The sequence below is a fragment of the Accumulibacter sp. genome, assembly GCF_029255285.1.
Classification (GTDB): Bacteria; Pseudomonadota; Gammaproteobacteria; order Burkholderiales; family Rhodocyclaceae; genus Accumulibacter.
The window spans coordinates 13752-39222 of record NZ_JAPUVI010000094.1 but is presented as its reverse complement, the minus strand read 5'-3'; the positions used below and the strand labels follow the sequence as shown (position 1 = coordinate 39222).

Annotated in this window: 21 protein-coding genes; 9 read left to right on the top strand and 12 right to left on the bottom strand. The window is 65.3% G+C overall.

Annotation, left to right across the window (positions count from 1 at the left end):
* From Q1M07_RS13245 to Q1M07_RS13225, 5 genes are all read right to left on the bottom strand, one after another.
* Positions 1 to 259 (bottom strand): hypothetical protein (locus tag Q1M07_RS13245; protein WP_300454386.1); only part of this gene is annotated, 259 nt, incomplete at its 3' end.
* A gap of 283 nt (positions 260 to 542) precedes the next feature.
* Positions 543 to 1523, bottom strand: coding sequence for a transglutaminase family protein (locus tag Q1M07_RS13240; RefSeq protein WP_300454385.1), 981 nt, complete (start codon positions 1521 to 1523; stop codon positions 543 to 545).
* A 6-nt stretch (positions 1524 to 1529) separates the two neighbouring features.
* Entirely contained in the window at positions 1530 to 4100 is a 2571-nt protein-coding gene (locus Q1M07_RS13235; protein WP_300454384.1) for a circularly permuted type 2 ATP-grasp protein, read from the bottom strand.
* A 422-nt stretch (positions 4101 to 4522) separates the two neighbouring features.
* Positions 4523 to 7183: an ATP-binding protein gene (locus Q1M07_RS13230; RefSeq protein ID WP_300454383.1), complete on the bottom strand. Its 2661-nt coding sequence runs from the start codon at positions 7181 to 7183 to the stop codon at positions 4523 to 4525.
* A gap of 402 nt (positions 7184 to 7585) precedes the next feature.
* Positions 7586 to 8164, bottom strand: coding sequence for a peroxidase-related enzyme (locus tag Q1M07_RS13225; RefSeq protein ID WP_300454382.1), 579 nt, complete (start codon positions 8162 to 8164; stop codon positions 7586 to 7588).
* 252 nt (positions 8165 to 8416) lie between these two features.
* On the opposite strand from Q1M07_RS13225, the gene Q1M07_RS13220 reads away from it, so the two are divergent.
* The gene (locus tag Q1M07_RS13220; protein WP_300454381.1) at positions 8417 to 9295 is read left to right on the top strand and encodes a dienelactone hydrolase family protein; all 879 of its coding nucleotides are present in this window, start codon (positions 8417 to 8419) and stop codon (positions 9293 to 9295) included.
* Positions 9296 to 9462: 167 nt separating this feature from the next.
* Here Q1M07_RS13220 and Q1M07_RS13215 read toward each other — a convergent pair whose 3' ends face one another.
* The gene (locus Q1M07_RS13215) at positions 9463 to 10137 is read right to left on the bottom strand and encodes a hypothetical protein (RefSeq protein ID WP_300454380.1); all 675 of its coding nucleotides are present in this window, start codon (positions 10135 to 10137) and stop codon (positions 9463 to 9465) included.
* A gap of 16 nt (positions 10138 to 10153) precedes the next feature.
* Entirely contained in the window at positions 10154 to 11605 is a 1452-nt protein-coding gene (locus tag Q1M07_RS13210; RefSeq protein WP_300454379.1) for an NAD-dependent succinate-semialdehyde dehydrogenase, read from the bottom strand.
* 45 nt (positions 11606 to 11650) lie between these two features.
* On the opposite strand from Q1M07_RS13210, the gene Q1M07_RS13205 reads away from it, so the two are divergent.
* Entirely contained in the window at positions 11651 to 12145 is a 495-nt protein-coding gene (locus tag Q1M07_RS13205; RefSeq protein WP_300454378.1) for a C40 family peptidase, read from the top strand.
* 89 nt (positions 12146 to 12234) lie between these two features.
* Here Q1M07_RS13205 and menC read toward each other — a convergent pair whose 3' ends face one another.
* Entirely contained in the window at positions 12235 to 13344 is a 1110-nt protein-coding gene (gene menC, locus Q1M07_RS13200; protein ID WP_300454377.1) for an o-succinylbenzoate synthase, read from the bottom strand.
* Positions 13345 to 13435: 91 nt separating this feature from the next.
* On the bottom strand, positions 13436 to 14272 hold the full coding sequence (gene menB, locus Q1M07_RS13195) for a 1,4-dihydroxy-2-naphthoyl-CoA synthase (protein WP_300454376.1): 837 nt from the start codon (positions 14270 to 14272) through the stop codon (positions 13436 to 13438).
* 129 nt (positions 14273 to 14401) lie between these two features.
* On the opposite strand from menB, the gene Q1M07_RS13190 reads away from it, so the two are divergent.
* The 5 genes from Q1M07_RS13190 to Q1M07_RS13170 are packed head-to-tail and all read left to right on the top strand — an operon-like array spanning position 14402 to position 21405.
* Positions 14402 to 14602 carry a hypothetical protein gene (locus Q1M07_RS13190; RefSeq protein WP_300454375.1) on the top strand — a complete coding sequence of 67 codons (201 nt, stop codon included), beginning with the start codon at positions 14402 to 14404 and terminating at the stop codon, positions 14600 to 14602.
* Between the two features lie 10 nt (positions 14603 to 14612).
* Positions 14613 to 17366, top strand: a complete 2754-nt coding sequence (locus Q1M07_RS13185; protein WP_300454374.1) for a sensor histidine kinase — start codon at positions 14613 to 14615, stop codon at positions 17364 to 17366.
* A 36-nt stretch (positions 17367 to 17402) separates the two neighbouring features.
* Positions 17403 to 17771, top strand: coding sequence for a response regulator (locus tag Q1M07_RS13180; protein ID WP_300454373.1), 369 nt, complete (start codon positions 17403 to 17405; stop codon positions 17769 to 17771).
* Positions 17772 to 17774: 3 nt separating this feature from the next.
* Entirely contained in the window at positions 17775 to 19958 is a 2184-nt protein-coding gene (locus tag Q1M07_RS13175; RefSeq protein WP_300454372.1) for an exonuclease domain-containing protein, read from the top strand.
* A complete protein-coding gene (locus tag Q1M07_RS13170; protein ID WP_300454371.1) occupies positions 19939 to 21405 on the top strand; it encodes a DUF294 nucleotidyltransferase-like domain-containing protein in 1467 nt (488 codons plus the stop codon). Before Q1M07_RS13175 ends, Q1M07_RS13170 begins: the two co-directional genes overlap by 20 nt.
* Before the next feature lie 56 nt (positions 21406 to 21461).
* On the opposite strand, the gene Q1M07_RS13165 is transcribed toward Q1M07_RS13170, so the two are convergent.
* Both Q1M07_RS13165 and Q1M07_RS13160 read right to left on the bottom strand, forming a co-directional pair.
* Positions 21462 to 21887 carry a thioesterase family protein gene (locus Q1M07_RS13165; RefSeq protein ID WP_300454370.1) on the bottom strand — a complete coding sequence of 142 codons (426 nt, stop codon included), beginning with the start codon at positions 21885 to 21887 and terminating at the stop codon, positions 21462 to 21464.
* 91 nt (positions 21888 to 21978) lie between these two features.
* The gene (locus Q1M07_RS13160; protein WP_300454369.1) at positions 21979 to 22158 is read right to left on the bottom strand and encodes a hypothetical protein; all 180 of its coding nucleotides are present in this window, start codon (positions 22156 to 22158) and stop codon (positions 21979 to 21981) included.
* Between the two features lie 115 nt (positions 22159 to 22273).
* Here Q1M07_RS13160 and gcvA point away from each other — a divergent pair, with 115 nt between their 5' ends.
* Positions 22274 to 23230 carry a transcriptional regulator GcvA gene (gene gcvA / locus Q1M07_RS13155; protein WP_300454368.1) on the top strand — a complete coding sequence of 319 codons (957 nt, stop codon included), beginning with the start codon at positions 22274 to 22276 and terminating at the stop codon, positions 23228 to 23230.
* 75 nt (positions 23231 to 23305) lie between these two features.
* Here the strand turns inward: gcvA and Q1M07_RS13150 are convergent, their stop codons facing one another.
* Positions 23306 to 23767 (bottom strand): phasin family protein, encoded by a 462-nt coding sequence (locus Q1M07_RS13150; RefSeq protein WP_300454367.1) that lies wholly within the window; start codon positions 23765 to 23767, stop codon positions 23306 to 23308.
* A 302-nt stretch (positions 23768 to 24069) separates the two neighbouring features.
* On the opposite strand from Q1M07_RS13150, the gene Q1M07_RS13145 reads away from it, so the two are divergent.
* A complete protein-coding gene (locus Q1M07_RS13145) occupies positions 24070 to 25467 on the top strand; it encodes a wax ester/triacylglycerol synthase domain-containing protein (RefSeq protein ID WP_300454366.1) in 1398 nt (465 codons plus the stop codon).
* The last annotated feature ends 4 nt before the right edge of the window (positions 25468 to 25471 follow it).

The following is a 25471-nucleotide window of genomic DNA, read 5'->3' as shown; positions in this document are numbered from 1 at the left end:
CGTTGTAGGCCGAGCCGGCACCGATCGCCGTCGCCGGACCCGCGCCAGCGATGTTGTCGATCGAGAAGATGCCTCTCAGCGAATCGCCGACATCGAGAATGCCATTCCCGTTGGCGTCGATGTGTTGCTCGGCGCTGTTGTCCGAAAACAGGGACGTGCCGGCCGGGATGGCGCCAGCGATGGCCAGCGCGGCGCTCGCGCTGGTGGCGCCGAGGGCCAGCGCAGCCGCCAGGGCAATCCGGGTAAGTTTCTTATTCATGGCCAACTCCAGTTGAAAGTGAGAGATTGAAAGGATGACGGAAAACATACAGCACAATCCATGCCAGACATACGCAATCCAATAAAATCAGAAGCTTGAAAAATTCTCTCGATGCCGCACTACGGCCGGTGTAAATTTTCTCGACAAACGCGGGGATTCGGTCGGCCATCCTTCGCCAGCCCGGCAACGCGCCACACGTGGCTGGCCCCGGCCGGCGCCGGACGGAGCTTTCGGCGGCCACTGGCGGCGCTTCGGGCACCTCATTCCCGGCGGTCTCCCGGTGTTAGCGGTCGAACGGCACGTCGTCAGCCAGCGGCGTCACGGTGACCGCAACGTCGAGCCGGTGCTCGCCGCCACCCAGAATGATTCCGCGCAGCGGCGAGACATCGGCAAAATCGCGGCCCCAGGCGAGCGTAATGTGCTGTGTGTCGGGCAACAGGTTATTGGTCGGATCGAAATCCACCCAGCGCCCGCCCTCGACTTCCGGGCAATACACCGAGACCCAGGCGTGCGAGGCGTCGGCACCAACCATGCGCGGCTGGCCGGGCGGCGGCTGGGTCAGTAGATAGCCACTGACGTAGCGCGCCGCGAGCCCGTGCGAACGCAGGCAGGAAAGCATCAGGTGCGCGAAATCCTGGCAGACGCCACGCTTCTCGGCCAGCACCTCGAGCACCGGTGTGGCGACCGTCGTCGCTTCGGGGTCGAAGTCGAAGTCGTGGTAGATGCGGCTCATCAACGCCTGCACGGCTTCGAGGATGGGCCGTCGCTCGCCGAAGCACTGGCTGGCGTAGGCAGCGAACTCGCGCTTGACGCGCACGTGCGGCGATTCGAACTGAAAGCGGCTGGCATCGAGTAACACCGGGCGCGCACCGTAGGCCAGCGCGTCACGCACGTTTTCCCAGGGTGGCGAGGCGCGCAAATCGCTCAGCGGCACACCGTCGGCTGACTCGCCGGAGGTCGCGGCGGCCAGTGCGGCGGCCCCGGCCGGCAGGTGCGAGCGCACTTCGATCGTGCTTTCGGCGTGCACCTCGAGACGGTTGTGCGGAAACTCGATCGCCAGCTCGCGCACCGGGTTGCCGAAACTGTCGTCGCGTTGGCGTACCGCGCTCGCTTCCGGCTCGACGGCGATGCGATGCGCCAAGCAACGCTGCCAGGGACAGTCGCGCGGCGTCAAGTGGAGTAGCTGACGCGACAACGACACCGGGCTCTCATAGTCGTAGATCGTTTCGTGCAAGACGTGGTAGCGCGCGGCGAGCGGTTTCACGGCGACCTAGGAAGCCAAAGTGTAGTGACTGACGTCGCTGACGTGACTGAAGTAGCGCATTGCCAAGCGGTCGGAGAGCGTCGCCCCAGCCAACGCGACGTCGGCCAGCAACGCCGCCAGGTCGCCGCCCGGGTCGCCGTCGGCGACCCCGACCTCGAAGCGTCCGAGGTCAAATTCCTGCAGCCGCCGCAGTGCGGCACGCAGCGCGTCGTCGCGTGGACTGCCGAGCAGGCGCGCCTGATTGTCGAGGTAACGCACCAGGATCAGGAGCTGGAAAGCGACCGAATGCGGGTTGCCCTCGTCGAACACGATCAGGTCGAGCGCCGGCAGGACCTGCGGCTGCGCCAAGTAGCGCGAACGGTAGGTGATGATGCTGTCGGTCAGTTCGAGCAGCCACTCCAGGCTACCGACGGCGCGCGTCGAGTCGAGGCGAAGAAAGTGGCCGATGGCATTGGCCAGGAAAACCAGGCGTTCGAGCCGCCGACCGACGATCAGGAAGCGCCAGCCGTCGTCGCGCGTCATGTTGTCCATCGCGAAGCCGGCGAGCGACGAAGAAGCGAGCAGCACTTGGTCGAGAAAAGCCAGCGCCTCGCCGGGCTCCGGCGCGGCGTCGCTGGCCACCGCTTCGGCGTAAGACTGCAACTGATACTGCAGGCGATTGATGGTATGCCAGTTGTCGAGCGAAAAACGCTCGCGCACCTGCGCCGCAACCCATAACAGGCGGCGGATGTCGCCGGCCAGGCCATCGCCGCTCGCCTGGCCGGCGATGGCGGCGAGCAGTTCCGCCTCGCGCGACGGCGGGGCGGCCGGCGGCCGGCTGGCGGCCTTCGTTGCGCCGCTCTTCGCCACATTCTCCGGCGCCTCGGGCGCCGGCAGAAGTTGCAGCGCGCGACACAGGTCGAGCGCCGAGGCCAGCGCCGGCAGCGCGTCGGCGCCAGCGTCGACCAGCCGCGACAGCGCGACGCGCAGCAGGCGCGACGTCTTGTCGCAACGCTCGGCGTAGCGGCCGAACCAGAACAGGTTCTCGACGACACGCGACGACAGGTTGCGGCCGCCGCGCACCAGGTCGGCCTTGCCGACCGAGTGCTTGAGCAGGCTGAACGTATTGACGGCCTGCTCGGTCAGCACCCAGGTGTCCTTGCTCGAACCGCCGCGCTGCATCGAGATGATGCGCGCGTTGGAAACCGCGGCGACGCGCGTCAGGCCGCCGGGCATGACGACGTAAGCGTCCGGCGTCGCGGCGGCGAAAACACGCAGGCCGACGCCGCGCGGCAGCAGGCGGCGCTCGTCACGCGCGCTCCAGGCCGGCGCCTGCGAGAAATTCACCAGTTCCTGCGCCACGTAGGCTTGCGGCCGGGCGCGCAGGCGGCCGATCATCGCGGCGCGCTGGTCGCCGGCCAGCTCGTTGCCGAAGACCGGATCGAAACGCTGCGACGGGTAGGAAGCCTTGATCACCAGATGGTCGAGGTGTTCGATGACGAATTCGAGCGCCGCGCCTTCGCCGCACCACCAGGTCGCCACCGACGGCATGGCCAGTTCTTCGCCGAGCAGCTTCCTGCAGGCGCCGGGCAGGAAGCCGGGCAGCGCCGCCGATTCGAGCAGGCCACTGCCGAGCGCGTTGGCGACCAGCACCTGACCGGCGCGCACCGCCTGCAGCAAACCCGGAATACCGAGCGCCGAATCGCCGCGCAGTTCGAGCGGATCGCAGTAATCGTCGTCCAGCCGGCGCAGGATGGCGTGCACGCGGCGCAGGCCGTTCAGCGTGCGCAGATAGACGCCTTCGCCGCGCACCGTCAGGTCCTGTCCCTCGACCAGCGGGAAGCCGAGATAGCGTGCCAGATAGGCGTGTTCGAAATAGGTCTCGTTGTAAGGCCCCGGGGTCAGCAGGACGATCAGCGGCGCCTCGCCCGTGCGCGGCGCCCAGTTCGCCAGGCTGTCCTGCAGCGTCCGGAAGAACCACGCCAGGTGTTGCACGTGCAGATCGCGGAATTGCTCGGGAAAAACGCGGCCGACGATGGTCCGGTTTTCGAGCGCATAGCCGGCACCCGACGGCGCCTGGGTGCGGTCGGCGATCACCCACCAGCGGCCGTCCGGCGAGCGCGCCAGGTCGGCGGCGTAGAGATGCAGATAGGTATCGCCGGGTGGTCGGATTCCCTGGCACGGCCAGAGAAAGTTGTTGTGCCCGAAGACCAGCGCCGGCGGCAAGGTGCCGTCGCGCAGCAGTTCCTGCGCACCGTAGAGGTCACCGAGCACGGCGTTGAGCAGGCGGGCGCGCTGGCCGACGGCGCTGGCCAGCGCCTGCCACTCGTCGGCCGACAGGATCAGCGGCAGCGGATCGACTTCCCATGGCCGGTCGGCGCCCTGCGGATCGGCATAAACATTGTAGGTGACGCCGTTTTCCAGAATGCGACGGCGCACGTAGTCGATGCGGTGGCGCATCTGTTCCGGCGTCGCCGCGTCAAGGTGGGCCAGGAAGGTCTGCCAGGACGGGCGAACGCCGCCGTCGGCGGCGAGCATTTCGTCGAAGCGGTCGGTCGGCGGCGGATAAGTTTCCAGCAGGGGAAGCGGAGGCGGCATCGGGCAGGCGGGCGCGGAAGGTGACGTCCGCTGGGGCTGATTTCCGGAACGCCGCCAGTCTAGCGTAAACCGGCCCGACGCAACGGCGGCGGCTCCGGGAGGCGGAAGTGGATCCCGAAGTCAGGACAGGATCGATGAGGCCGGACTGGCGGGGATTCCAAAGCCGGTGCGCTGACGCTGGCCGGCGAGACTTGGCGCAAGAACAGCGAGTCCGACGCGGCGGATGCCGCGCCTGCCAGCCCTGGGAAAGCGGACATGCCGAACAACGAAATTGCCGCCGCGCCAGGCGAAGATCGCCCTATTCGCCAGGCGTTCGGCCGCCCTGGGCGCCTCCTCGTGCGTTCCCCCCTCGACCTCGACGCGTCGCAGGGGACGGTTGGCAATCGCCCCAGACGTGAAAACAGCCTGAAAATCAGAACGCTTTATCGTACCAAGTGCTCGAGCTCGAGACGCAGCTCCCGACAGGCTTCGTCGAAAGTGTCCTGCAGAGCAGGTAGTTCCCCGGCGATGCCAAAACCATCCTCGCGCTTGGCCAGCGCTTCGATTCGCGCCGCGATGACGGCCAGCGTCGGTAGCCCGACCGTCGCACTCGACGACTTCAGGCTGTGCGCCGAACGCACCAGTTGCGGCCAGTCGTCGTTCTGCACACCGGCGCTGATCGCGGCGATCAGCGTTGGTGAATCGGCAAGGTAGCGCTCGACCACCTCCCTCACCAGACGACCGTCGCTGACGCCGGCGAAATCGGGATTGTCGAACATGGCGCCGCGATCCAGCACGGAGCTTGCTGGCGCGATCGTCCGCGCCACCGGAAGCACGTCGACCGGCGGCGGCACAGGCCGCGCATCCGGCAACTCCTGCGAGTCCGACGATCGAGCAACACTTCGCGGCAGCCAGCGCGACAGGCAGGAAGCCAGGACGTCGAGGCGAATCGGCTTGCTCAGGTAATCGTTCATGCCCGCGTCGAGGCAGCGCTGGCGATCTTCGGGCAACGCGTTGGCGGTGAGCGCGACGATCGGAATACGGGACACTGGCGACAGCAACGCGCGAATGCTTTCCGTCGCCCGATAGCCGTCCATGACCGGCATCTGGCAGTCCATGAGCAGCAGGTCGAACGGCGCCCGGCTCAGCGCATCGACCGCCAGGCGGCCATTGTCGACGATCGTCGGGGTGATGCCGAGTTGTCCCAGCATCGCTTCGATCACCACTTGGTTGACCGGATTGTCCTCAGCGACGAGGACTCGACCGTGGAGTTCGTATCGCACCGGGCAGGCCACCGTTTCGCCGACCGGCGGTGACGAGGCTTCGGCAAGAGGCAACTCGACAGTGAAGGTGCTGCCCACGCCAACCGTACTTTGGACGGCGATGGTGCCGCCCATCAATTCGGCCAGATGCTTGCAGATCACCAGGCCAAGTCCGCTACCTCCGAAACGGCGAGTGGTGGACTGGTCGGCCTGGACAAAGGGCCGAAACAGCCGGCCGATGGCCGTCCGATCGATGCCGATGCCGGTATCGCGTACGCTCAAGCGCCACCACTGGCGTGTTTCCCCGGTCCGGGGAGCCAGCCGGGCAGCGCTCAGCGTAATGCATCCGCGCTCGGTGAACTTGATGGCGTTGCCGAGCAGATTGGACAAGACCTGGCGCAAACGAGTCGGGTCGCCGCGCACGGGCAAGGTTGCCGGCAGGGCGAAATCGGCCACCAGACAGTCGCCGCGAGCCGACGCCAACTCCCGAAAAGTGTCGGCGACCTGGGCCAGAAGCGCCCGCAGATCAAAGTCCACCTCTTCCAGAACGATTTTTCCGGACTCGATCTTGGCCAGATCGAGTATGTCACCCAACAACCCGTGCAGGGACTGGCCGGCCCCGGTGATGGCGCGCAGGTAACGTTCCTGATCGGGCGTCAGAGGCGTTCGCTCGAGCACCTCGGCCATTCCCAGCATGCCGTTGAGCGGCGTCCGGATTTCGTGGCTCATGCTGGAGAGAAACTGCGACTTGGCGGCGTTGGCCGCTTCCGCCGCCCGTTTGGCCTCGTCCAGCTCGACGTTGCGCCTGACCAGCCGATCGGTCAGCGTTTCGAGAACTTCGACCACCGCTTGCACTTCGTTTCTCGAGTCCGCGCTGATGCGGCTGCCGGTGATCTCGACGGCCAGCGACTGGGCCCTGTGGCGCAAGGCCTGTAAGGGACTCAACACCCAGCGCAGGAGCAGAATCCCGAGCAGGATGCTGACCGCCAGGATGGCCACGGTATACATTGCCGAGTTTCGCTTGGCGCGGGCGAGGAGCGCATAGGCCTCGGAACTGTCGATCGCGGCGATCAGGACGAAAGCATCGTCGATGATGGTCACGGGCACATAGGCGAGCGTCTGGTAGCTGACGCGGTCGTTGCGGTAGATCGGGACCTTCTGGCTCAGTGCTTCGTCGACCGCTTTTACATCCAGGGCATAGGCCTGCTCTTCGGACGAGGCGGCCAAGAGTTGCCCGGTCTTCGACACCAGAAACAAGGTACTGCCGACGTCCTCGCCGATCTTCCTCAGCAGGGGCGAGTCGACGCGAACCCCGGCGATGATCGCGCCGACCACCTTTCCTTGCCAACGTACGGGCTCGGTCGCCAGCAGGGTCAGGTCCCCCGACTCGAGCGAACTGGACATCTGGCTGTCACCAGACAGCGCTTCCAAAATGCCCCAGGACTGCGCCAGGTCGCCATGCCTCGGCGGGTCGACGGTGCGCAAGCCGGCGGCGACTCCGCGCCTGTCCATCACTCCGAGCACCGCCACCTGGCTCGCCCCGATGGCGTCGTCGAGCACCTCCGCGAGCGATTCCGAGGCGCCTGCCCTGGACTCTGCCAAGTTCCTGCCGACACTGTTGCGGGCGGCCGTCAGGCGCGCCGTCAGCCGGGCCCGTCGTGACTCCTGGGCGATCAGTTCTTCGATCACCTGCCCGATGGTCTGCACCTTGTCGATCTCGCGTGCGGCGATGACCGCCTGCAGCGCATCGTCGGAGACGAGAAAACTCGTCCAGTGCGAAACCCCGGCCAGCAAGCCGAAAAGAAGAATCAGCGAGGAATAGATCGACAGGCGTTTGCGCACGGTGCCGCCTAGCAGCGGTGTCGCTCAGTCGCCACCGGCCGATGGCACGCTGCCCGGTTGGCGCAGCAGGCAGGCGCCGAGCGATCGAGGAAACCAAGACTGATCGGATAGCGGTCGAGCCGCCCGATGAGCTGCGGCACCAGAACGCGCTGGGACAACCGTTGGGTATTGAATGCACTCGCCAGTTGCCTGAGCAGGAGCCGGGCGAATAGACCGCGCCAGGAGCGGCGAAGCCGGCCGGTCGTCGTCATCGTTCGCCTGCCCCCCTCAAACGCGCGGAAAAAGTCGTCGCAGCAAGTCGCGGCGCCGCTCTGGCCGAACGTTCGGGTCGGCCATGGGCGGTTACAGGATTCACCAACGGGAGCTCTGCGACCAGGCGCACTTGGCGTGTCGGGCCACCGCCTAAGACTTGGGCAGTCGCCCCATCAGGAAGAACTCGTCGTTGGGGCGCATCGAAGTCATGTTCGCCAGGCGATTCGACATCGCGAAGAACGCCGCCACGGCGCCGATATCCCAGATGTCCTGATCGCTGAAGCCATGCTCGCGCAGCGTTGCCAGGTCGGAATCGTCGACCTCGGCCGCGCGGAGAGCCACCTTGAGTGCAAAATCAAGCATCGCCCGTTGTCGAGGCGTGAGGTCGGCCTTGCGATAGTTCACGGCAACCTGGTCGGCGAGCAGAGGATTGCGGGCGCGCACGCGCAGGATGGCGCCGTGCGCCACGACACAATACTGGCATTGGTTGGCGCCGCTGGTGGCGACGACGATCATCTCGCGCTCGGCCTTGCTGAGCCCGCTGTCCTTCTCCATCAACGCATCGTGGTAGGCAAAGAAGGCGCGGAACTCGTCCGGCCGGTGGGCCAGAGTGAGAAAGACGTTGGGAACGAAACCGGACTTCTCCTGCACGGCGAGAATGCGCTGGCGCACGTCTTCGGGCAACTCGGCGATGGCCGGAACCGGGAAACGACTGATCGGCTTGTCCATTACTCAACCCCTCCTCGCGGCGGAGCGCGGTTTCGACTCGACGGCAGTCGGGCACGACGCCACCCCGCGCACCATGAAAACGAAGGCCACCGGGCCAACAGGGTGGACGAGGCGCGCGCTTCGCTCCCCTGGCCGAATTGCAGGGGTGTGGTAATCGGGTGAATTCATAGAGTTCTCCATGGTCCGAGTAGTTGTTGTCATGGCATGATACACAAAATAAACAACAACCTTTATCCCTGTAAGGAGAGAAACGTGACGCATTCGTCCGATTTCGACAGTCTCGTTCCTGCCGTTCCCTTCAGTCGCCGCCAGTTCGTCGTCACCGCGCTGGGCGCCGGCTTCGCGCTGGCGGTACAGCCAGTGGCGGCGGAAACGGTGGTCAGCACCGACAGCGCCGGCCTGAGCGCCGGCGAAATCAAGATTGCCGCCGCCGGCGGCGAGCTGCCGGCTTATCGCGCGCAGCCGGCAGCGGGCGGCAACTGGCCGGTGATCCTCGTGGTGCAGGAGATCTGGGGAGTACATGAGCATATCAAGGATATTTGCCGGCGCCTGGCCAAACTCGGCTACCTCGCCGTCGCGCCCGAACTCTTTGCCCGTCAGGGAGACCCGCGGCAGTACGCCAACGTCCAGGATCTGCTGAGCAACATCGTGGGCAAGGTGCCGGACGCGCAGGTCATGGCCGATCTCGATGCCTGCGTCGCCTGGGCCGCGGCCAACGGTGGCGACGCTGCCCGACTCGGCATCACCGGTTTTTGTTGGGGCGGCCGGATCACCTGGCTCTACGCCGCGCACAACCCGCAAGTCAAGGCTGGCGTCGCCTGGTACGGCCGACTCGTCGGCCCGGCCAGCGAGCTGACCCCGAAGCAGCCGGTGGACATTGCCGCCAAGCTGCACGGACCGGTACTCGGGCTTTATGGCGGCGCCGATCAGGGCATTCCGTTGGACACCGTCGCGCAAATGCGCCAAGCCCTGTCAAGCGCCGCCAACGCGCCGAGCAAAGCGTCGACGATCCACGTCTACGATGGCGCGCCGCACGCTTTTCACGCCGACTACCGACCCAGCTACCGCAAAGAAGAAGCGGCGGACGGCTGGCGGCGGCTGCAGGCGTGGTTCAAACAACACGGCGTCTGAAGCCGTGCCATCCCTGACGCGTCGCGTCGGCCAGCCGGCGCTTGACGCACCGCTGACGCCAAACGGCCCGACCAAACACCCGGCAGGCGATATCGCGGTCGGCTCAGACGGCGGGTGGTGAGGCGCGGCGAGTCTTGCGGTTCCGGTCGTCGTTCTGCGGCCAACGATCAATCGCCACCGCCGCCGCAACCTCCCCCGCCACAGCCGCCGTCAGCGGACGAACTGCCGCCATCACCGGCGCAGCCGCTACTGCCACCGCAACCCCCGCCGCAAGCGATGTGGCCGGCGCAGAAGCCGCTCGCCGTGCCGGCCGACGCCGCAGCGAGACAGTCGAGCTGATAGACGAAGCCACCGGTAATGCCGAGCAGCCCGTCGAGCGCGAACAAGCTCGGCAGCGACGCCGGCCGCTGCGCATCGATTCCCTCGCGTCGACACGACAGACGCCAGGCGCGCTTGATGCCGTCCTGCGCGTCCACCGGTGTGCGCATGGCTTCGGCCGGCGTGTGGTGCAGGAAACGACCGAGGCCGCGGTCGCAGAATTGCCGATACTGACGGGTAAACAGGATGAACTCGTGCCAGGCGTCGTCGACCGCCTGCGAAGGCATCGCCACCAGGCGATTTCCCGCCTCGCGACAGATCTGAAAATACTCGCGCAAACCGTCGAACACCAGCCCGCGCTGTGCCGCGTTCAACTCGGGCCGGCGCGCCGCCAGCCGTCGGTCGAGAAGCTTCGCGTAGGGATAGCGGTCGATGAACTCGGCGCGCTGCCTGAGCAGCGCGCGCCACCAAAAGATCGTCGCGACGATCAAGCCGATGAAGGAAAGCAAGATGATGAGCTTCATCGCAGGCCACTCGCCATTACGTCATGCTGAAACACAGGTACTTGATTTCGAGGTACTCCTCGAGCCCATGCCGCGAGCCTTCGCGACCGATGCCGGACTGCTTGACGCCACCGAAGGGCGCCACCTCGTTCGAGATCAGGCCGGTATTGACGCCGATCATGCCGTACTCGAGCGCTTCGCCAACGCGCAGGCAGCGCGCGACGTCGCGCGAATAGAAGTAGGCCGCCAGGCCGAACTCCGTGTCGTTGGCCATGCTGATCGCCTCTGCCTCGCTGGCGAAGCGGAACACGGGCGCCAGCGGCCCGAACGTTTCTTCGCGCGCGACGCGCATGGCGGGCGTCACATCGGCCAGGACAGTTGGTTCGAAGAAGGTGCCACCACGCGGATGGCGGACACCCCCGGTAAGCAGGCGCGCCCCCTTGGCCAGCGCGTCGGCCACATGCTCCTCGACCTTGGCCAGCGCCACCGCGTCGATCAGGGGCCCTTGCGTGACCCCCTCCTCGCTGCCCGGTCCGACTTTCAGCGCGCGCACGCGCTCCGTCAGTGCCTCGACGAAACGCGGGTACACACCGTCCTGGACCAGCAGCCGGTTGGCGCAGACACAGGTCTGGCCGGTGTTGCGGTACTTGGCGACGAGTGCGCCATCGACCGCCGCGGCGACGTCGGCGTCGTCGAAAACGATGAACGGCGCGTTGCCGCCGAGTTCGAGCGACAGCTTCTTGATCGTCGACGCGCACTGCGCCATCAGCAGGCGGCCGACCTCGGTCGAACCGGTAAATGACAGCTTGCGCACCAGCGGGCTGGCCATCAGCGCGCCACCGATAGCCAGCGGATCGCCGGTCAGGACATTGAAAACACCCGCCGGGAGGCCCGCCTCGTGCGCCAGACGAGCGAGCGCCAGCGCCGTCAGCGGGGTTTGCTCGGCTGGCTTGACGACGACTGTGCAGCCGGCGGCGAGCGCCGGTGCGACCTTGCGCGTGATCATCGCCAACGGGAAGTTCCACGGCGTGATCGCCGCGCAAACGCCGACCGGCTGGCGGATCGTCAGCAGTCGCCGGTCGCCGGTCGGGCTGGGGATGGTTTCCCCGTAAGCACGTTTACCCTCCTCGGCAAACCATTCGACGAAGGATGCGCCGTAGGCCACCTCGCCGCGCGCCTCGCCGATCGGTTTGCCGCATTCGGCGGTGATCAGCCGTGCGAGATCCTCGCCGTTGGCGACGATCAGGTCGAACCATCGGCGCAGGACAACGGCTCGCTCCTTCGCCGTTTTCGCCTGCCACGCCGGCAAGGCCGCGGCCGCGGCAGCAATTGCCCGCCCGGTTTCGGCGGCGCCCGCCAAGGGCACTTCGCCGATCACCTCGGCGCTCGCCGGATCGGTGACGGTCAGTGTGCGGCCGTCATCGGCCGCCTCCCAACGACCGTCGATATAGCAGTTCGAACGTAACAAACGGGGGTCGGCGAGTTGCATGGCAATTCCCTGATATCCGGAAAACGGCAGTTTATACTACGGCCAATGCGCGCACATCTCTTCATCGCCGGACTGATCTCGCTGCTGCTGGCGGCTTGCGGCACGGCGCCGCCAGCCCCGCCACGGCCGGCAGCGAAGCTCGTCGAGCGGCCGGCGAGCAGCGCGCAAGCCCAAGACGTGGTGATCTACGCCTTGAGCCTGATCGATACCGACTACCGTTTCGGGGGCAAGAACCCGGCCGCGGGTCTCGACTGCAGCGGCATGGTTTCCTATATCTATGGCCGTGCCGCCGGCATCCACGTCACCGGCAGCGCGGCCGACATCGCGCGGCGCGGCAGGCCGATCGAGCGCGACGGCCTGCGCCCCGGCGACCTCGTCTTCTTCAACACGCGCAACGCGCCTTTGTCGCACGTCGGCATCTACATCGGTGACGATCGTTTCGTCCACGCGCCGTCGAGCAACGGCCGGGTACGCATCGACCATCTCGGTGCCCGGTATTACGCGCAGCGCTTCGAAACCGCGCGCAGCTACTTCGACTAGCGTCACCCGACTCGATCGATACGCCTCCCGACGCGCGATCCTCGAGGAACCCTACCCGGCCGCCACCGTGCGCCGGCACGCGACGGCTCTCAGCACAGGTCGAGCGGCGCGAAGACAATCTCCGAACCGGGAACAAAGCCCAGGCCCGGAGTGTCCGGCAGCCACAGGCGGCCGTGGGCGATGGCCGGCCGAGGACCGGTATCACGCTTCAGCCAGGTCGAGGTGGCCAGACCATGCGCCAGGTGATTGTCGATAGCCGCGGCGAGGTGGGCCGCGGCGAGAACCCCGCAGGCACTGTCGAGGTTGCTCGTGACGACGCACTCGAGCCCGGCACGGGTGGCACGCCGGGCGAGAGCGCGGGCCGCCAACAGGCCGCCCGCGCGGGCCGGCTTGATCACCAGCCGGCGTACCGAACACCTGCGCAGCAGGCGCTCGAGATCGAGAAAGGCGGTCGACTCGTCGACCGCGATAGCCAGCGGGGTGCCGGCCTGCAAGCTCTGCAGCCGATCGAGTCGTGCTTTGGCCAGAGGTTCTTCGAGCATTTCCACCGGCAGGCCGACGCAGGATTGCAGGAAGCGCGACGCGTCGCTGAAGCGCCAGGCGCGGTTGGCGTCGAGCCGCAACCAGATGCCCTTCGGCAGAAGGTCGGCGAGGCGCCACAGGTGGTCGATTTCGCGTCGCACTCCAGCGATGCCGACCTTCAGTTTCAAGACCTGAAAGCCTTCTCGGCAAGCCTCCAGAATCGCCGTTTCGCTGACTTCGCCGACGCTGCCGAGTGCCGCGTTGACCGCCACCGTGGATCGCTTCGGCGGCGGGTCGGCTGACGCCCAGCCATCGTGCAGGCAAGCGGCGAGCGAGCAGCCGCTGGCCTGCGCCAGCAGGTCGAGCAATGCCGTTTCGACGGCGCAGCGTGCCGCCGGCGTGCGACAGGCCGAGCGGCGGTCGAGGGTCGCCAAGGCGTCGCTGGCTGATTTTCCGACCAGCCGTCGAGCCAGCGCTTGCAGCGCGGGCTCGGCCGCCGCCAGCGTCTCCGTGCCGCTCATCGGCAGAGGCGCGCAGTCGCCGTAAGCGCGCGCGCCACCAGCCGCGTCGAGGCGCAGCAGCCAACCTTCGCGCCACGCAAAGCCGCCGCCGGCCGTCCGCCAGTCGGCGCATAGCGGAAGGCGATAGCGGTGCAGGGCGACGGCGGCGATCTTCATCTGAGGACGAGCAGAGCCTGGCGGGCGGCGACCCGACGCCGGGCCGTCTCGGATGAGTGCTTGGCCCGACGCCGCGACCTCCAGCGGCGGGTCAGGGGCGCCGCCGGTAGCGCGAAAAACGCGGGACCCGCTTTTCCAGCCAGGCGTTGCGCCCTTCCTGGCCTTCTTCGGTCATGTAGAACAGTCCGGTGGCGTTGCCGGCAAGTTCCTGAATGCCCGCCAGGCCGTCGGTATCGGCGTTGAAGCCGGCCTTGATCATGCGCAAGGCCATCGGCGAGAGCTGCAGCATCTCCTGACACCAGCGAACCGTTTCCTCCTCGAGTTCGGCGAGTGGCACGACAGCGTTGACCAGTCCCATGGCGAGCGCCGTCGGGGCATCGTACTGCCGGCACAGGAGCCAGATTTCCTTGGCCCGCTTGAGGCCGATGGTGCGTGCCATGAGGCCGGCGCCGAGACCGGCGTCGAAACTTCCGACGCGCGGTCCGGTCTGTCCAAAACGGGCGTTGTCGGCTGCGATGGTGAGGTCGCAGACGAGATGCAGCACATGCCCGCCGCCGATCGCATAACCGGCGACCATCGCGACGACCGGTTTCGGGCAGCGGCGGATCTGCATCTGCAGGTCGAGGACGTTCAAATGCGGCATTCCGGAGCGGTCGTGATAGCCGTCGTCGCCGCGGACCGTTTGGTCGCCGCCCGAACAGAAGGCTTCGTGTCCGGCGCCGGTCAGGATGACGACGCCGATTTCCGGGTCGAGTTGGGCGCGGCGCAGGGCGTCCATCAGTTCCTGAACCGTTTCAGGCCGAAAGGCATTGCGTCGCTCAGGCCGATTGATGACAATGCGGGCGATGCCTGCCGCGCTGTCGTGGCGGATGTCGGTGTAGGTGGTGTCGGCAGGGTGCGGCTGCCAGGCGAGAGCGGGGCGGATCATGTCGGCAGTTTCATCGGCGAGAAGTGAGGAGCGGCAGTATAGCCGTGGACGTGGTGACGTTGACGACGGGCAAGTCGTCCAGATGATCTGACGGCTACCGGGTCGCTACAAACGAGACGGGAGGTGGACATGCATCGCAGGATTCTGGCGGGCGACCGGCTGATCGCGGCCTTCCTGGTCGGCTGTGCTCTTTTCAACTACCCCTTGCTTTCGGTGTTCGATCGCCACGCCGTGATCTTCGAACTGCCGCTGGTCTATGCCTACGTTTTCGCCGCCTGGGCCTTCGTCATCGGACTGATGGCCTGGGCGGTCGAACGGCGCGTCAAGTAGCCGCCCCACGATGCTCGAAGCTCCGGTCGTCATAACCGCCGCGCTGTTGTATCTCGGGCTGCTGTTTGCCGTCGCCTGGTGGGGCGACAGACGCGCCGACCAGGGCAAGTCGATCATCGCCAACCCGACGATCTACGCCCTGTCGATGGCCGTCTATTGCACCACCTGGACCTTCTACGGCAGCGTCGGACGGGCGGCCGTCTCCGGAATCGGCTTCCTGCCGGTCTACCTGGGCCCGACGTTGGTCATGGCGCTCGGCTGGTTCGTTCTCCTGAAGATGATCCGCATCGTCAAGGCCAACCGCATCACGTCGATCGCCGACTTCATTTCGTCGCGCTACGGCAAGAGCCATCTGCTCGGAGGCCTGGTGACGGTCATCGCGGTGGTCGGCATCATTCCCTACATCGCCTTGCAGCTCAAGGCGATGTCGAGCACGGTCAGCCTGCTGCTCAGCTACCCGGAAATCGTCATGCCTGGTCGCAGCGCGACGATGTCGGTGGCGGCCGACATGAGCTTCTACATCGCCCTGATTCTGGCCGCCTTCACGATCGTCTTCGGTACCCGGCATCTCGATGCGACGGAACGCCACGAGGGCATGGTGGCCGCCATTGCACTGGAGTCGGGCGTCAAGCTGGTGGCCTTCCTGGCGGTCGGCGTGTTCGTCACCTATGGCATCTACAACGGCCTGGGCGATATCTTCGAGCACGTCGCGACACATCCCGATCTGCGCCATCTGGTGAGCGCGATACCGTCCGGCCAGGGCTATACGGGCTGGTTCGCGCTGATCGTCCTGTCGGCGATGGCGCTGCTCTTCCTACCCCGCCAGTTCCAGGTCGCCGTGGTCGAGAATGTCAACGAGGCGCACCTCAAACGCGCGGCCTGGCTTTTTCCGCTTTATCTCCTGTTGATCAACATCTTCGTCCTGCCGATCGCGCTCGGTGGCCTGCTGCACTTTGCGGGACAGGGCGTCGACGCCGACACCTTCGTCCTCACCTTGCCCATGTCGCAACGGCACGAGGGCCTGACGCTGCTGGTCTTCATCGGCGGCCTTTCGGCAGGGACCGGGATGGTGATCGTCGAAACCATCGCTCTGTCGACCATGGTCTGCAACGACCTCGTGATGCCGCTGTTGCTGCGTCACAAGCGGCAGTCGCTGGAAGAGTCGAAGGACTTGTCGGGTCTGCTGCTGGGCATCCGGCGCGGCGCCATCGTCGCCATCCTGCTGCTCGGTTATCTCTACTTCCGGCTGGCCGGCGAGGCGTATGCGCTGGTCGCCATCGGCCTGATCAGCTTCTCGGCGGTGGCCCAGTTTGCCCCAGCCATGATCGGCGGCATGTACTGGCGAGGCGGCACCCGTGGCGGAGCCCTCGCCGGTCTGGCAGCCGGCTTTGTGGTCTGGGGCTATACCTTGTTGTTGCCGTCGTTTGCCAAGTCGGGCTGGCTGCCCGCCGCTTTCCTGACGCAGGGAATGTTCGGCATCGAACTGCTGCGGCCGCAGCAGCTTTTCGGCTTGTCCGGTCTGGACGAGATCTCGCACTGCCTGTTCTGGAGCCTGTTCGCCAACATCGGCGCCTATGTCGGAGTTTCGCTACTGCGGCCGCCGATGGTCGCCGAGGCGACCCAGGCAACGGTTTTTGTCGATGCGCTGAAGGATACTGGACAGCTTGGCGCCGTATTGTGGCGCGGACGGGCCAAGGTCAGCGACCTGCAGGGACTGGTCGGCCGCTTTCTCGGTCCGGCGCGCGCGCAGGCCGCCTTCGCCGCCTATGCGCGCCGGCAGGGCCGCGGCAAGCTCGTCACGCTGGAGGCCGACGCGCAACTCGTGCAGTTCGCCGAATCGCTGCTCGCCGGTGCCATCGGCAGCGCCTCGGCGCGCGTCATGGTCGCCTCGGTGGCCAAGGAGGAGCCGCTCAGCATCGACGAGGTGATGCACATTCTCGACGAAGCGTCACAACTGCGGACCTACAGTCGAGAACTGGAGCGCAAGTCACGCGAACTGACCGCGGCGACGCTCGAGTTGCAAGAGGCCAACGAGCGCCTCCAGGAACTCGATCGCGTCAAGGACGACATCATGTCGTCGGTGACGCACGAACTGCGTACGCCGCTGACTTCGATCCGCGCCTTCTCCGAGCTGTTGCGCGATGATCCGAAGATGCATCTGGCCGACCGCGAACGTTTTCTCGGACTGATCGTCAGCGAGGCCGAGCGACTGACGCGCCTGATCAACCAGACGCTCGACCTGGCGAAGATCGAGTCGGGCCGGGCCGACTGGAATGGCTGTGAACTCGACCTGAAGGAAGTCGTCGAACAGTCTATCGCTGCGACCAGTCAGCTCTTTCGCGAAAAAGAGGCGCAGGTCGATGTCGATCTGCCCGATAATTTGCCGCCGATTCTGGCGGACCGCGATCGCTTGATCCAGGTCATGCTGAATCTCCTGTCGAACGCGGTGAAGTTTCTCGCCCCGGGTACGGGTCGTGTACGCGTCGGTCTGCGGGCCCTGGCGGATGGACTCGAAGTGAGTGTGACCGACAACGGGCCTGGCATTCGTCCGGCGGATCAGGAACTGATTTTCGAAAAGTTCCGCCAGGTCGGCGACACGATGACCGCCAAGCCGTCGGGTACGGGGCTCGGATTGCCGATCAGCCGGCGCATCGTCGAGCACTTTGGCGGCAGGCTGTGGGTGGAGAGCGTGCCGGGTGAGGGCGCCACGTTCCGTTTCACCTTGCCCTTCGCCGAGGCAAACGTGGAGGCGACGGTGGCGTAGGTAGTTTAGCGTGGTCTTTTGATGATCGGAGTGTTGATGAGCAAGAGAATATTGATTGCCGACGACGAGCAGAACATAGTCATCTCGATCGAGTTCCTGCTGCGCCGCGAGGGTTTCGACGTGCTGGTGGCCGCCGACGGGGAGGAAGCGCTGGCCAGCGTACGTGCTGAGCGGCCCGATCTGGTCCTGCTCGACGTGATGATGCCGAAGATGAACGGCTTCGATGTCTGCCAGGCGCTGCGTGCCGACCCCGACCTGAGCGGAACGCGTATCCTGATGCTCACTGCCAAGGGACGTGACACCGAGGTCAGCAAAGGCCTGGGGCTGGGCGCCGATGGCTACATGACCAAGCCTTTTTCCACCAAGGAGCTGCTCACCGAGGTGCGTAAGCTGCTGGGAATGTAGGCCATGAACCCGACGCGCAAGCTCGTGCTGGCGGCGGTGACCTTGTGCCTGTTCGTGCTTGTCCTGGTGCTGGCCAGCGCGGGCTTGATGGCGGCCAGCGAAGCGGGTGGCCGGACGATCGAGGAGAGAGTCGTCGCACTGGCGGTGCTCGCCCTGGTGGCCGCTGCACTCGCTTGCTGGGTGCTGGCCCGGCTTTACCATCGTTACGTCGGCGCCACGCTGCGCCTGGCCGAGGAACTCGCGGCGAAGGCGGCGCACAGCGGACTGCGTTTGCCTGAGCAGGGAGCGGAGGAACTGCGGGCGCTGGCGCAAGCGGCCAATCAACTGCTCGCCGTACGCGACACGCTCGAACGCGACGTCGCCGAGCGTGTTCGCGAGGCCCGCGCTTCGCTCGAGGAGGAGCGTAGTCGCCTGGCAGCGCTGATGGCCGACCTGAGCCAGAGTGTCGTGGTGTGCAATCTCGATGGCCGGGTATTGCTCTACAACCAGCGCGCCAAGCAGGAACTCTCTGCCGGAGCAGACGGCAGCACCGGCGAACTGCTTGGCCTTGGACGTTCGATCTATACCGTTTTCGATCGGGCGCTGATCGAGCACGCGCTCGAACGGCTGCAACAGGCCAGCCGCGACCAGGCCAGCGGTGAGAGCAGAAAACTCATCGGTTCGGCGCAGTTTGTCACCGCCACTCGCTCCGGACGCCTGATGCGTACCCACATGTCGCCGGTGCTCGGTGGCGAGGGGCAACACGCCGCGCGAGTTGGCGGCTATTCCATCACCGGCTTCGTCCTCGTCCTCGACGACGTGACGACGACCAACGAGCGGCACGCCAGGCGCGATGCCTTGATCCAGTCGCTGATCGAGGGTGGGCGCGGGCCCTTGGGCAGCATTCGGGCCGCCGCGGAAATGCTGGCCGATTTCTCGGACATGCCGCCCCGGCAGCGTGACCGTTTCCTCAACGTCATCCGAGACGAGGCCAAGGTGTTGTCGGCGCAACTGGAGAATGCCGAGGGCGCCTTCTCGAAAGACCTGCGCGAACGCTGGCTGCTCGAGGAAATACTCGGTGCGGAACTGCTCGAGGTGGCCGCGCGGCGCATCGGCGAGCGCCGGCCCAGCGAGCGGCGCGCGCTGGCCGTGAAGACCGAGGAGGTCGATGAAGACCTGTGGGTGCGGGTGGACAGCTTCGGACTTCTGCAGGCGCTGCGCTACTTGGCACTGCGCCTGCAGGACGAGTACCAGGTCCGCGAGGTACGGCTTTCCTTGACGCGCAGTGGTCAGCTGGCGCAGCTCGACCTGTCATGGCTCGGCACCTTCATGAACAACGAGACGGCGATGAGCTGGCTGCAAGATCCGATGACCGGCGGCGGTGAATCGTCGCCGCTCAGCGTCGTCGACGTGATCGAACGCTGCAACGGCGAGATCTGGTTTCAGCGGGTGCGCGTTTCACATCGCGCGATCTTTCGTACCATGCTGCCGGCCGCCGCGGCGCCCAAGGATCTGCCGCGGACCATCGTGGCCGCCGACGAGGACGACCGCCCCGAGTTCTACGACTTCGACATCTTCAGCTGGTCGGGAGTCAGCCACGAACTCGACGACAGACCGCTGGTCGAGTTGTCCTACACGATATTCGATACCGAAACCACTGGCCTGCAGCCCTCTCAGGGCGACGAGATCATCCAGATCGGCGCAACGCGTATCGTCAATCGGCGCCTCCTGCGCCATGAGTGTTTCGACCAACTGATCGATCCGCGCTGTAACTTGTCGCCGCAATCGGTCGAGGTGCACGGAATTACCCGCGAACTTCTCGTCGGACAGCCGACGATAGAGGTCGTCCTGCCGCAGTTCCAGGCGTTTTGTGCCGACACGGTTCTGGTCGGCCACAACGCGGCTTTCGACATGCGCTTCCTGCAACTCAAGGAGAAACAGACCGGGGTTCGCTTCGAACAACCGGTGCTCGATACCCTGCTGCTGTCGGCCGTTCTGCACCCGAACCAGAGCTCACACCGTTTGGAGGCGATCGCCGAGCGGCTGGGAGTTTCGGTCTTCGGGCGTCATACGGCACTCGGCGACGCGATGGTGACCGGCGAAGTCTTTCTGAAAATGCTGCCGCTGCTCGCCGAAATGGGGATCACGACGCTGCGCCAAGCGCGCGAGGCCAGCGAGAAAACTTACCATGCGCGGCTCAAATACTGAGCCGGCCGAGCACCCGACGACGCCTGCCGCGCCCTATTCACCCTACGTCGCGCTGCGGCATCTGGTTCGTGGTCGGCCGCTGACCGTCGATCCGTCGGCGAGCGTGCGCGAGGTTCTGCTGCTTCTCGACCGCTTGCGCGCCGATGCGGTCGTCGTCGTCGATGCGGATCGCCGGGTTCCGCTCGGTATCGTCACGCTGCAGGATGTGGTGCGCCGTATCGCCATCGAGGGCGCTGATCTGTCGGCGCCGATCGCCGCGGTGATGACCGGCGGCCTGATTACCATACCTGCCGACAGTACCGCCCACCAGGCGAGTGTCGTGATGGTACGGCGTGGCGTACGCCATCTGGTGCTTACCGAAAGTGACGGCAGTTACTTCAACCTCGTCTCGCAGACCGACCTGTATTCCCTGCCAGACGCCCAAGGCACTGACCTGGTGCGAGCGATTCTCGCCGCTGGCGACATCCCGACGCTGGTCTCCCTGGCCGGCGAGATTCGCGCCTTTGTCGCCCGGCTGGTTGCCGAACGTGTGAGTGCCGACGCTCTGTGCCATCGGCTTTCCTCGCTGAACGATCTGCTGACCCTGCAGGTGATCGAACTGGTATCCGGCCAGTTCGATCTGCCCTATGTGCCCTGGTGCTGGCTCGTGTTCGGTTCGGAAGGGCGGCTCGAACAGACGCTGGCCACCGACCAGGACAATGGCCTGATTTTCGCCGCCCAGTCGGACGAGGAGGCCGCCATCCTCCGCCAAGCTTTCCTGCCGTTTGCCCGGGCGGTCAACGAGGCACTCGACGCCTGCGGTTTCCCGTTGTGCAAGGGCAACATCATGGCCAGCAACCCGCAATGGTGCCTGTCTACCGAGGAGTGGCGGACGGCCTTCGCCGGCTGGCTGGAGTGTCCGCAGCCCGAAGCCCTGCTCAATTCGAGCATCTTCTTCGATCTGCGCGCTCTGTATGGCCAGGAGTCCCTGGCCAACGAACTGCGTAGCTGGCTGTTGGCGCGCACGCCGTCCTACCCCATTTTTCTGCGCGCAATGGTCGAGAACACGATGAACTGGGAGTCGCCGCTGAACTGGTGGAACGGTTTCCGCTACGATGGTGACAAGGAATTTCCGCACACCATCGACCTGAAAAAACATGGATCTCGCCCCTTCGTCGACGCGGCGCGTATTCATGCACTGGCCAGGCAAATCCCAGATACGAATACCGTCGAACGTTTGCGCCTTACCGGCGAGCGAATCGGGATGCCGCTCGAGCACACGGCGACGCTGATCGATGCTTTTCAGCATATTCAGCGCGTCCGGCTGGAGCAACAGGTGAAACGCGGTGCCGGCAACCGCGTCGATCCCGATGATCTGCACGAACTGGACCGTTTGATCCTCAAGGAATCGCTGAAGCAGGTTGCCCTGCTGCACAAGCGCCTGGTTCGCGAATACGCGCCGGCCTGAGTGGCCGGGCGAAGCTTTGGTGAGCGTCAGCCGGGTCGACGTACCGCGCTTTCCCGTCAACCGGCGGCGCGCGCGCGGAAACCGGCCGGTACCGACGCCACCTTGCGCGATGTGTAATCGAAGAAGACGATTCCCGTCTTGCCACGCGCCACCTCGCGCTGGCTTGCCTTGTCGGTCATGCACCAGAGCAGGTCGCAACCCTTTTCGGTAAAGTCGGCGGCCGTCATTCGTACGACCATCACTTCACCGTAGAATGCTTCGGATCGGTATTGCACGGCGGCGTCGGCGACGATGATCCCCCGCCCCTCGACATCGAGTTCGGTGTAGGCCATCGACTGGAAGAAGCGCGCCCGCGCTTCCGAGACCAGGGACAGCAGCAGCGCGTTATCGAGGTGGCCACCGTAGTTTATGTGGCCAACGTAGAGCGCGATCTCCGTCGCGAAAGTGAACTGCGTCGGCAGCTGGATCTGGATTCTCGGCATATGGCGGCCTGTATCTCGCTAAACTCCCATCGACAGCGTCGGTTTGACAACAGTTCCGTCAGGGTTAAACGCTGGTCCGGGCAGCCCCGGTCTACTGGCGCGCGGTGGGCGACATCAGCAGGGCGTGCAGGAAGCGGTCGGTCCACCTGGCCAGCCACCAAAGTGCCTTGTGTGTCGTCGCGGCAAGGATGTCACCTGCCGCGATGCTGCGTTCATGGCGTGCACGCTCAACGATCATCATCATCTGTTCACGGTTGAGATCGGTTTTCATTGCTCTGTTCCTTGTGTTGTTCTCGACTGGCGAGAGATCACTGTCACTGTATTTCTTCGCAAGCGTGTCGGCAAACGATGAAATGTCAGCCGATGCGTGAGAAAATCTCAGCCATATGACCTATCGCCTGCCCCCGCTGAATGCGCTGCGTACCTTCGAAGCGGCCGCTCGCCATCTGAGTTTCAAGGAGGCCAGCGACGAGCTGTCGGTGACACCGACCGCCGTCAGTCACCAGATTCGAGGCCTGGAGGACTACCTGGGCTTCCCGCTCTTTCACAGGTTGACGCGGGCTCTCGAACTGACGCGCGAAGGTCGGGCGATGTTGCCGAAGGTCCGCGACGGTCTGGAATGCTTCGCCGCCGCGATCGAGAGCACCCGAGAGCATCAGGCAGGTGGCCGCCTTCTCGTCACCTCGCCACCAGCTTTCCTGACCCGTTGGCTGATCCGCCATCTCGAGAAGTTCACAGCCTCGCATCCGGAGGTCGAGTTGCATCTGGCTTCGTCGCTGGAAACCATCGATGGCCGCGATGCGTCCGGCGTATCGGGTCTCGAAGGGATCGACGTGCGTGACGACGAAACCGAACTCTCCATCCGTTTCGGTCGTGGCCATTACGATGCTTGTCGCGTCGATCGTCTGTTCGCTCCGGTCTACACGCTGGTTTGCAGTCCACGCCTGCTGTTCGGGATGCGACCGCTGAACGTGCCAGCCGACCTGCGCCGGCACCATCTGCTGCATGACGAGTCGGTCATGGAACTGATGGATCGCCCGAATTGGGCGGAGTGGCTGCAGGTCGCCGGGGTAAGCGGCGTCGATCCCGACGCCGGCACCCACTTCAGCGATCCCGGACTGGTTCTCTCGGCGGCCATCGACGGTGTTGGGGTTGCCCTGGCATCGAAGCCTCTGGTCGAAGCCGAGGTGCTCGCCGGTCGACTGGTAATGCCGTTCGACATCCTCATCCGCCGGACCGAGGCTTACTATTTGGTCGTTCCCGAGGCGGTCGCCGATCGTCCCGTGGTCAGCGCCTTTCGCCGCTGGTTGCTTGGCGAGGCGGCGAAAGTGCGGGAGGAATAGGATGCCGCCGGCCGATCGGCGCCGCATCCGGCGAGCGACTGGCCGACCCGCCGCCAGAGCAAGAACGCCGCTTCGTCAGGCAGCGGTTTCGACCACCTGAGAACTGTCCGTCGCCGCTGTTTCGATCACGGGTTCGGACGGCACCGGTGGTTTCGCCGCGCTACCGGCCAAGCGCTGCACCTCGGTCGCCAGTTGCCGAACGCGCATCGACAGCTCGTCGACGTCGCGCCGGCTGGCCGGCGCAAGGTAATCAAGCGGTCGGACGAAGCGCTCCCGGAATAGCTGCTCGCCGCGCTCGATAGTCGTCTTGGCGCCGCTCTTCAGTTCGGCGGATTTCTCCGCGATCTGCTGCCGCGCCTTCGGGCTGAACGCTTTGCCTTCACGCACCAGGGTCGCGAAGGCCTGGGCGCTGCTCCGGGTGGCAAGCGAATAGGCGCCAAGACCAAAGAGCCACATTTGTCGTGCCGTTTCGCGGGCGCTTGCCAGGACCTGTTCGCTAGCGACGCGATCGGCCAATACCGTCAAGGTCTTGCTCATCTGTTTCTCCTTTGTTCGACTGAGTCAGAAGGTTTGTGCGACTGCCACTGCAGTCACCGGGAGCGAGTCTAGCGGCAAGCCTTAGAGGGAGCACACCAAACGCCTGGGTGTTTTCGTCTAAAGCGGACGAGTTCTGATGCTGTATCCTTGGCGGTATTACGGCAGGCTCGCCTTTGCCCGCTCAAGGTGCGCGAGAGCACCGAGCGGGTCGCGCTTCACAGTCGTCTCGGCGCGCTTTCGGGGACGGCGAGCGTTTGCACAACAGGCGACTACTGCCCTCGCATCACACGGAAGGGGATCACATGCACAAGCTGTCCTTGCTCGATCTGGGCTTCTTTATCGCCGAGTCGGAGGCCAGCCCGAAACACGTGGGCGGACTGATGATCTGCAAGCGGCCATCACGTACGAATGCCGCTTTTGTCGATGATCTCTACCGGGAGTTCCTGACTCATGCCGACGTCGTCGCACCGTTCAATCGCGTGATCCATTTTTCGCTTACCGGGATGCCGGAGTGGCGGGAAGCGGAAGCGGTGGACCTCACCCAGCATGTTTTCTATCACCGCATGGCGCGCGGGAAAAATGGTCGGCGGGAGCTCTACCAACTGGCGTCGACGCTGCACCAACCGATGCTCGACCGCTCGCGGCCACTGTGGGAACTGCATGTCGTCGACGGCCTCAGCGAAGCGCGTTTTGCCTTGTATCTCAAGATGCACCACGCCTGTGCGGACGGCGTGACGATGATGCGCTGGGCAGCGGATTCCTTGTCCCGCTCGGCGTCGGACGTCGAACTCCGGCCGCTGTGGTCGATTCCACACCTGCGTGGCGAGCGCCAGGAGAAGCGGCGCCAGGAAAAGATGGCGCAGTCACTGCTTGCTGAGCTCAGCGGCGCCGGCAAGCTCGCGCTGGGGGTCGGGCGCCTGGCCGCGATGCTGCTTCTGGAAAGCGTGAAGCTCACCAAGAACGCCATTTCGCTGCCCTTCGTGGCGGATGGCAACACGCCGCTCACCGGGCAGGTGACGGCCGGTCGCCAGTTTGCGACGTCCGGCGTGGCCATGGAGAGAGTCAACGGAATCCGCACGCGGACGCGGTCGACGTTGAATCATGTCGCCCTGACCTGTCTCGACGGCGCACTGCACCGCTATCTGCGCGACGAGGGCGTCGACCTGAAAAGGCCGATCACGATCCAGATGCCGGTCAACCTGCGCAAGGAGGGTGAGCAGGGGGCGGGCAACAAGATCGGCTTCGTCCAGGTCGAACTCTCGCCGCCCACCGACGACCCGTATGTCCGCTTGCGCAACATCGGCTTTTCGTTGCGCAATGTCCGCTCGATGATCGACAGCGTCGCACCGGAGGCGATCGAGTCCTATACGGTGCTTACCTCGCTGGTCGGGCTGCTGACCGAGAAGCTGAATCTGAGCAACCGTTTGCCGCCGACCGGCAATACGCTGGTGTCGAACGTTCCGGGGCCGAGCGAGTACCTGTACGTCAAGGGCGCAAGGATCGAGGAACTGCACCCGATCAGTACGCTGCCGCCCGGCAATCTGCTCAACATCACGCTGTTCAGCTATGCCGGGCAACTCTTTTTTGGACTGATCGCGACTCAGGAACTGCCCAACCTCGAGCGTTTGAGCCGCTACGTCAGTGATGCCTTCAGCGAACTCGAACAGTCGGTCCTCGACGCCTTCAAGCCCGGTGTGTAGTCGG

Bases quoted from the DNA above. Each gene is read 5' to 3' on its own strand.
- Q1M07_RS13170 (WP_300454371.1), top strand. From the start codon at position 19,939: ATGCGCGGCTCAAATACTGAGCCGGCCGAGCACCCGACGACGCCTGCC.
- Q1M07_RS13175 (WP_300454372.1), top strand. From the start codon at position 17,775: ATGAACCCGACGCGCAAGCTCGTGCTGGCGGCGGTGACCTTGTGCCTG.
- Q1M07_RS13150 (WP_300454367.1), bottom strand. From the start codon at position 23,767: ATGAGCAAGACCTTGACGGTATTGGCCGATCGCGTCGCTAGCGAACAG.
- gcvA (WP_300454368.1), top strand. From the start codon at position 22,274: ATGACCTATCGCCTGCCCCCGCTGAATGCGCTGCGTACCTTCGAAGCG.
- menB (WP_300454376.1), bottom strand. From the start codon at position 14,272: ATGATCCGCCCCGCTCTCGCCTGGCAGCCGCACCCTGCCGACACCACC.
- Q1M07_RS13190 (WP_300454375.1), top strand. From the start codon at position 14,402: ATGCATCGCAGGATTCTGGCGGGCGACCGGCTGATCGCGGCCTTCCTG.
- Q1M07_RS13225 (WP_300454382.1), bottom strand. From the start codon at position 8,164: ATGGACAAGCCGATCAGTCGTTTCCCGGTTCCGGCCATCGCCGAGTTG.
- menC (WP_300454377.1), bottom strand. From the start codon at position 13,344: ATGAAGATCGCCGCCGTCGCCCTGCACCGCTATCGCCTTCCGCTATGC.
- Q1M07_RS13185 (WP_300454374.1), top strand. From the start codon at position 14,613: ATGCTCGAAGCTCCGGTCGTCATAACCGCCGCGCTGTTGTATCTCGGG.
- Q1M07_RS13235 (WP_300454384.1), bottom strand. From the start codon at position 4,100: ATGCCGCCTCCGCTTCCCCTGCTGGAAACTTATCCGCCGCCGACCGAC.
- Q1M07_RS13145 (WP_300454366.1), top strand. From the start codon at position 24,070: ATGCACAAGCTGTCCTTGCTCGATCTGGGCTTCTTTATCGCCGAGTCG.
- Q1M07_RS13205 (WP_300454378.1), top strand. From the start codon at position 11,651: ATGCGCGCACATCTCTTCATCGCCGGACTGATCTCGCTGCTGCTGGCG.
- Q1M07_RS13210 (WP_300454379.1), bottom strand. From the start codon at position 11,605: ATGCAACTCGCCGACCCCCGTTTGTTACGTTCGAACTGCTATATCGAC.
- Q1M07_RS13160 (WP_300454369.1), bottom strand. From the start codon at position 22,158: ATGAAAACCGATCTCAACCGTGAACAGATGATGATGATCGTTGAGCGT.
- Q1M07_RS13215 (WP_300454380.1), bottom strand. From the start codon at position 10,137: ATGAAGCTCATCATCTTGCTTTCCTTCATCGGCTTGATCGTCGCGACG.
- Q1M07_RS13180 (WP_300454373.1), top strand. From the start codon at position 17,403: ATGAGCAAGAGAATATTGATTGCCGACGACGAGCAGAACATAGTCATC.
- Q1M07_RS13165 (WP_300454370.1), bottom strand. From the start codon at position 21,887: ATGCCGAGAATCCAGATCCAGCTGCCGACGCAGTTCACTTTCGCGACG.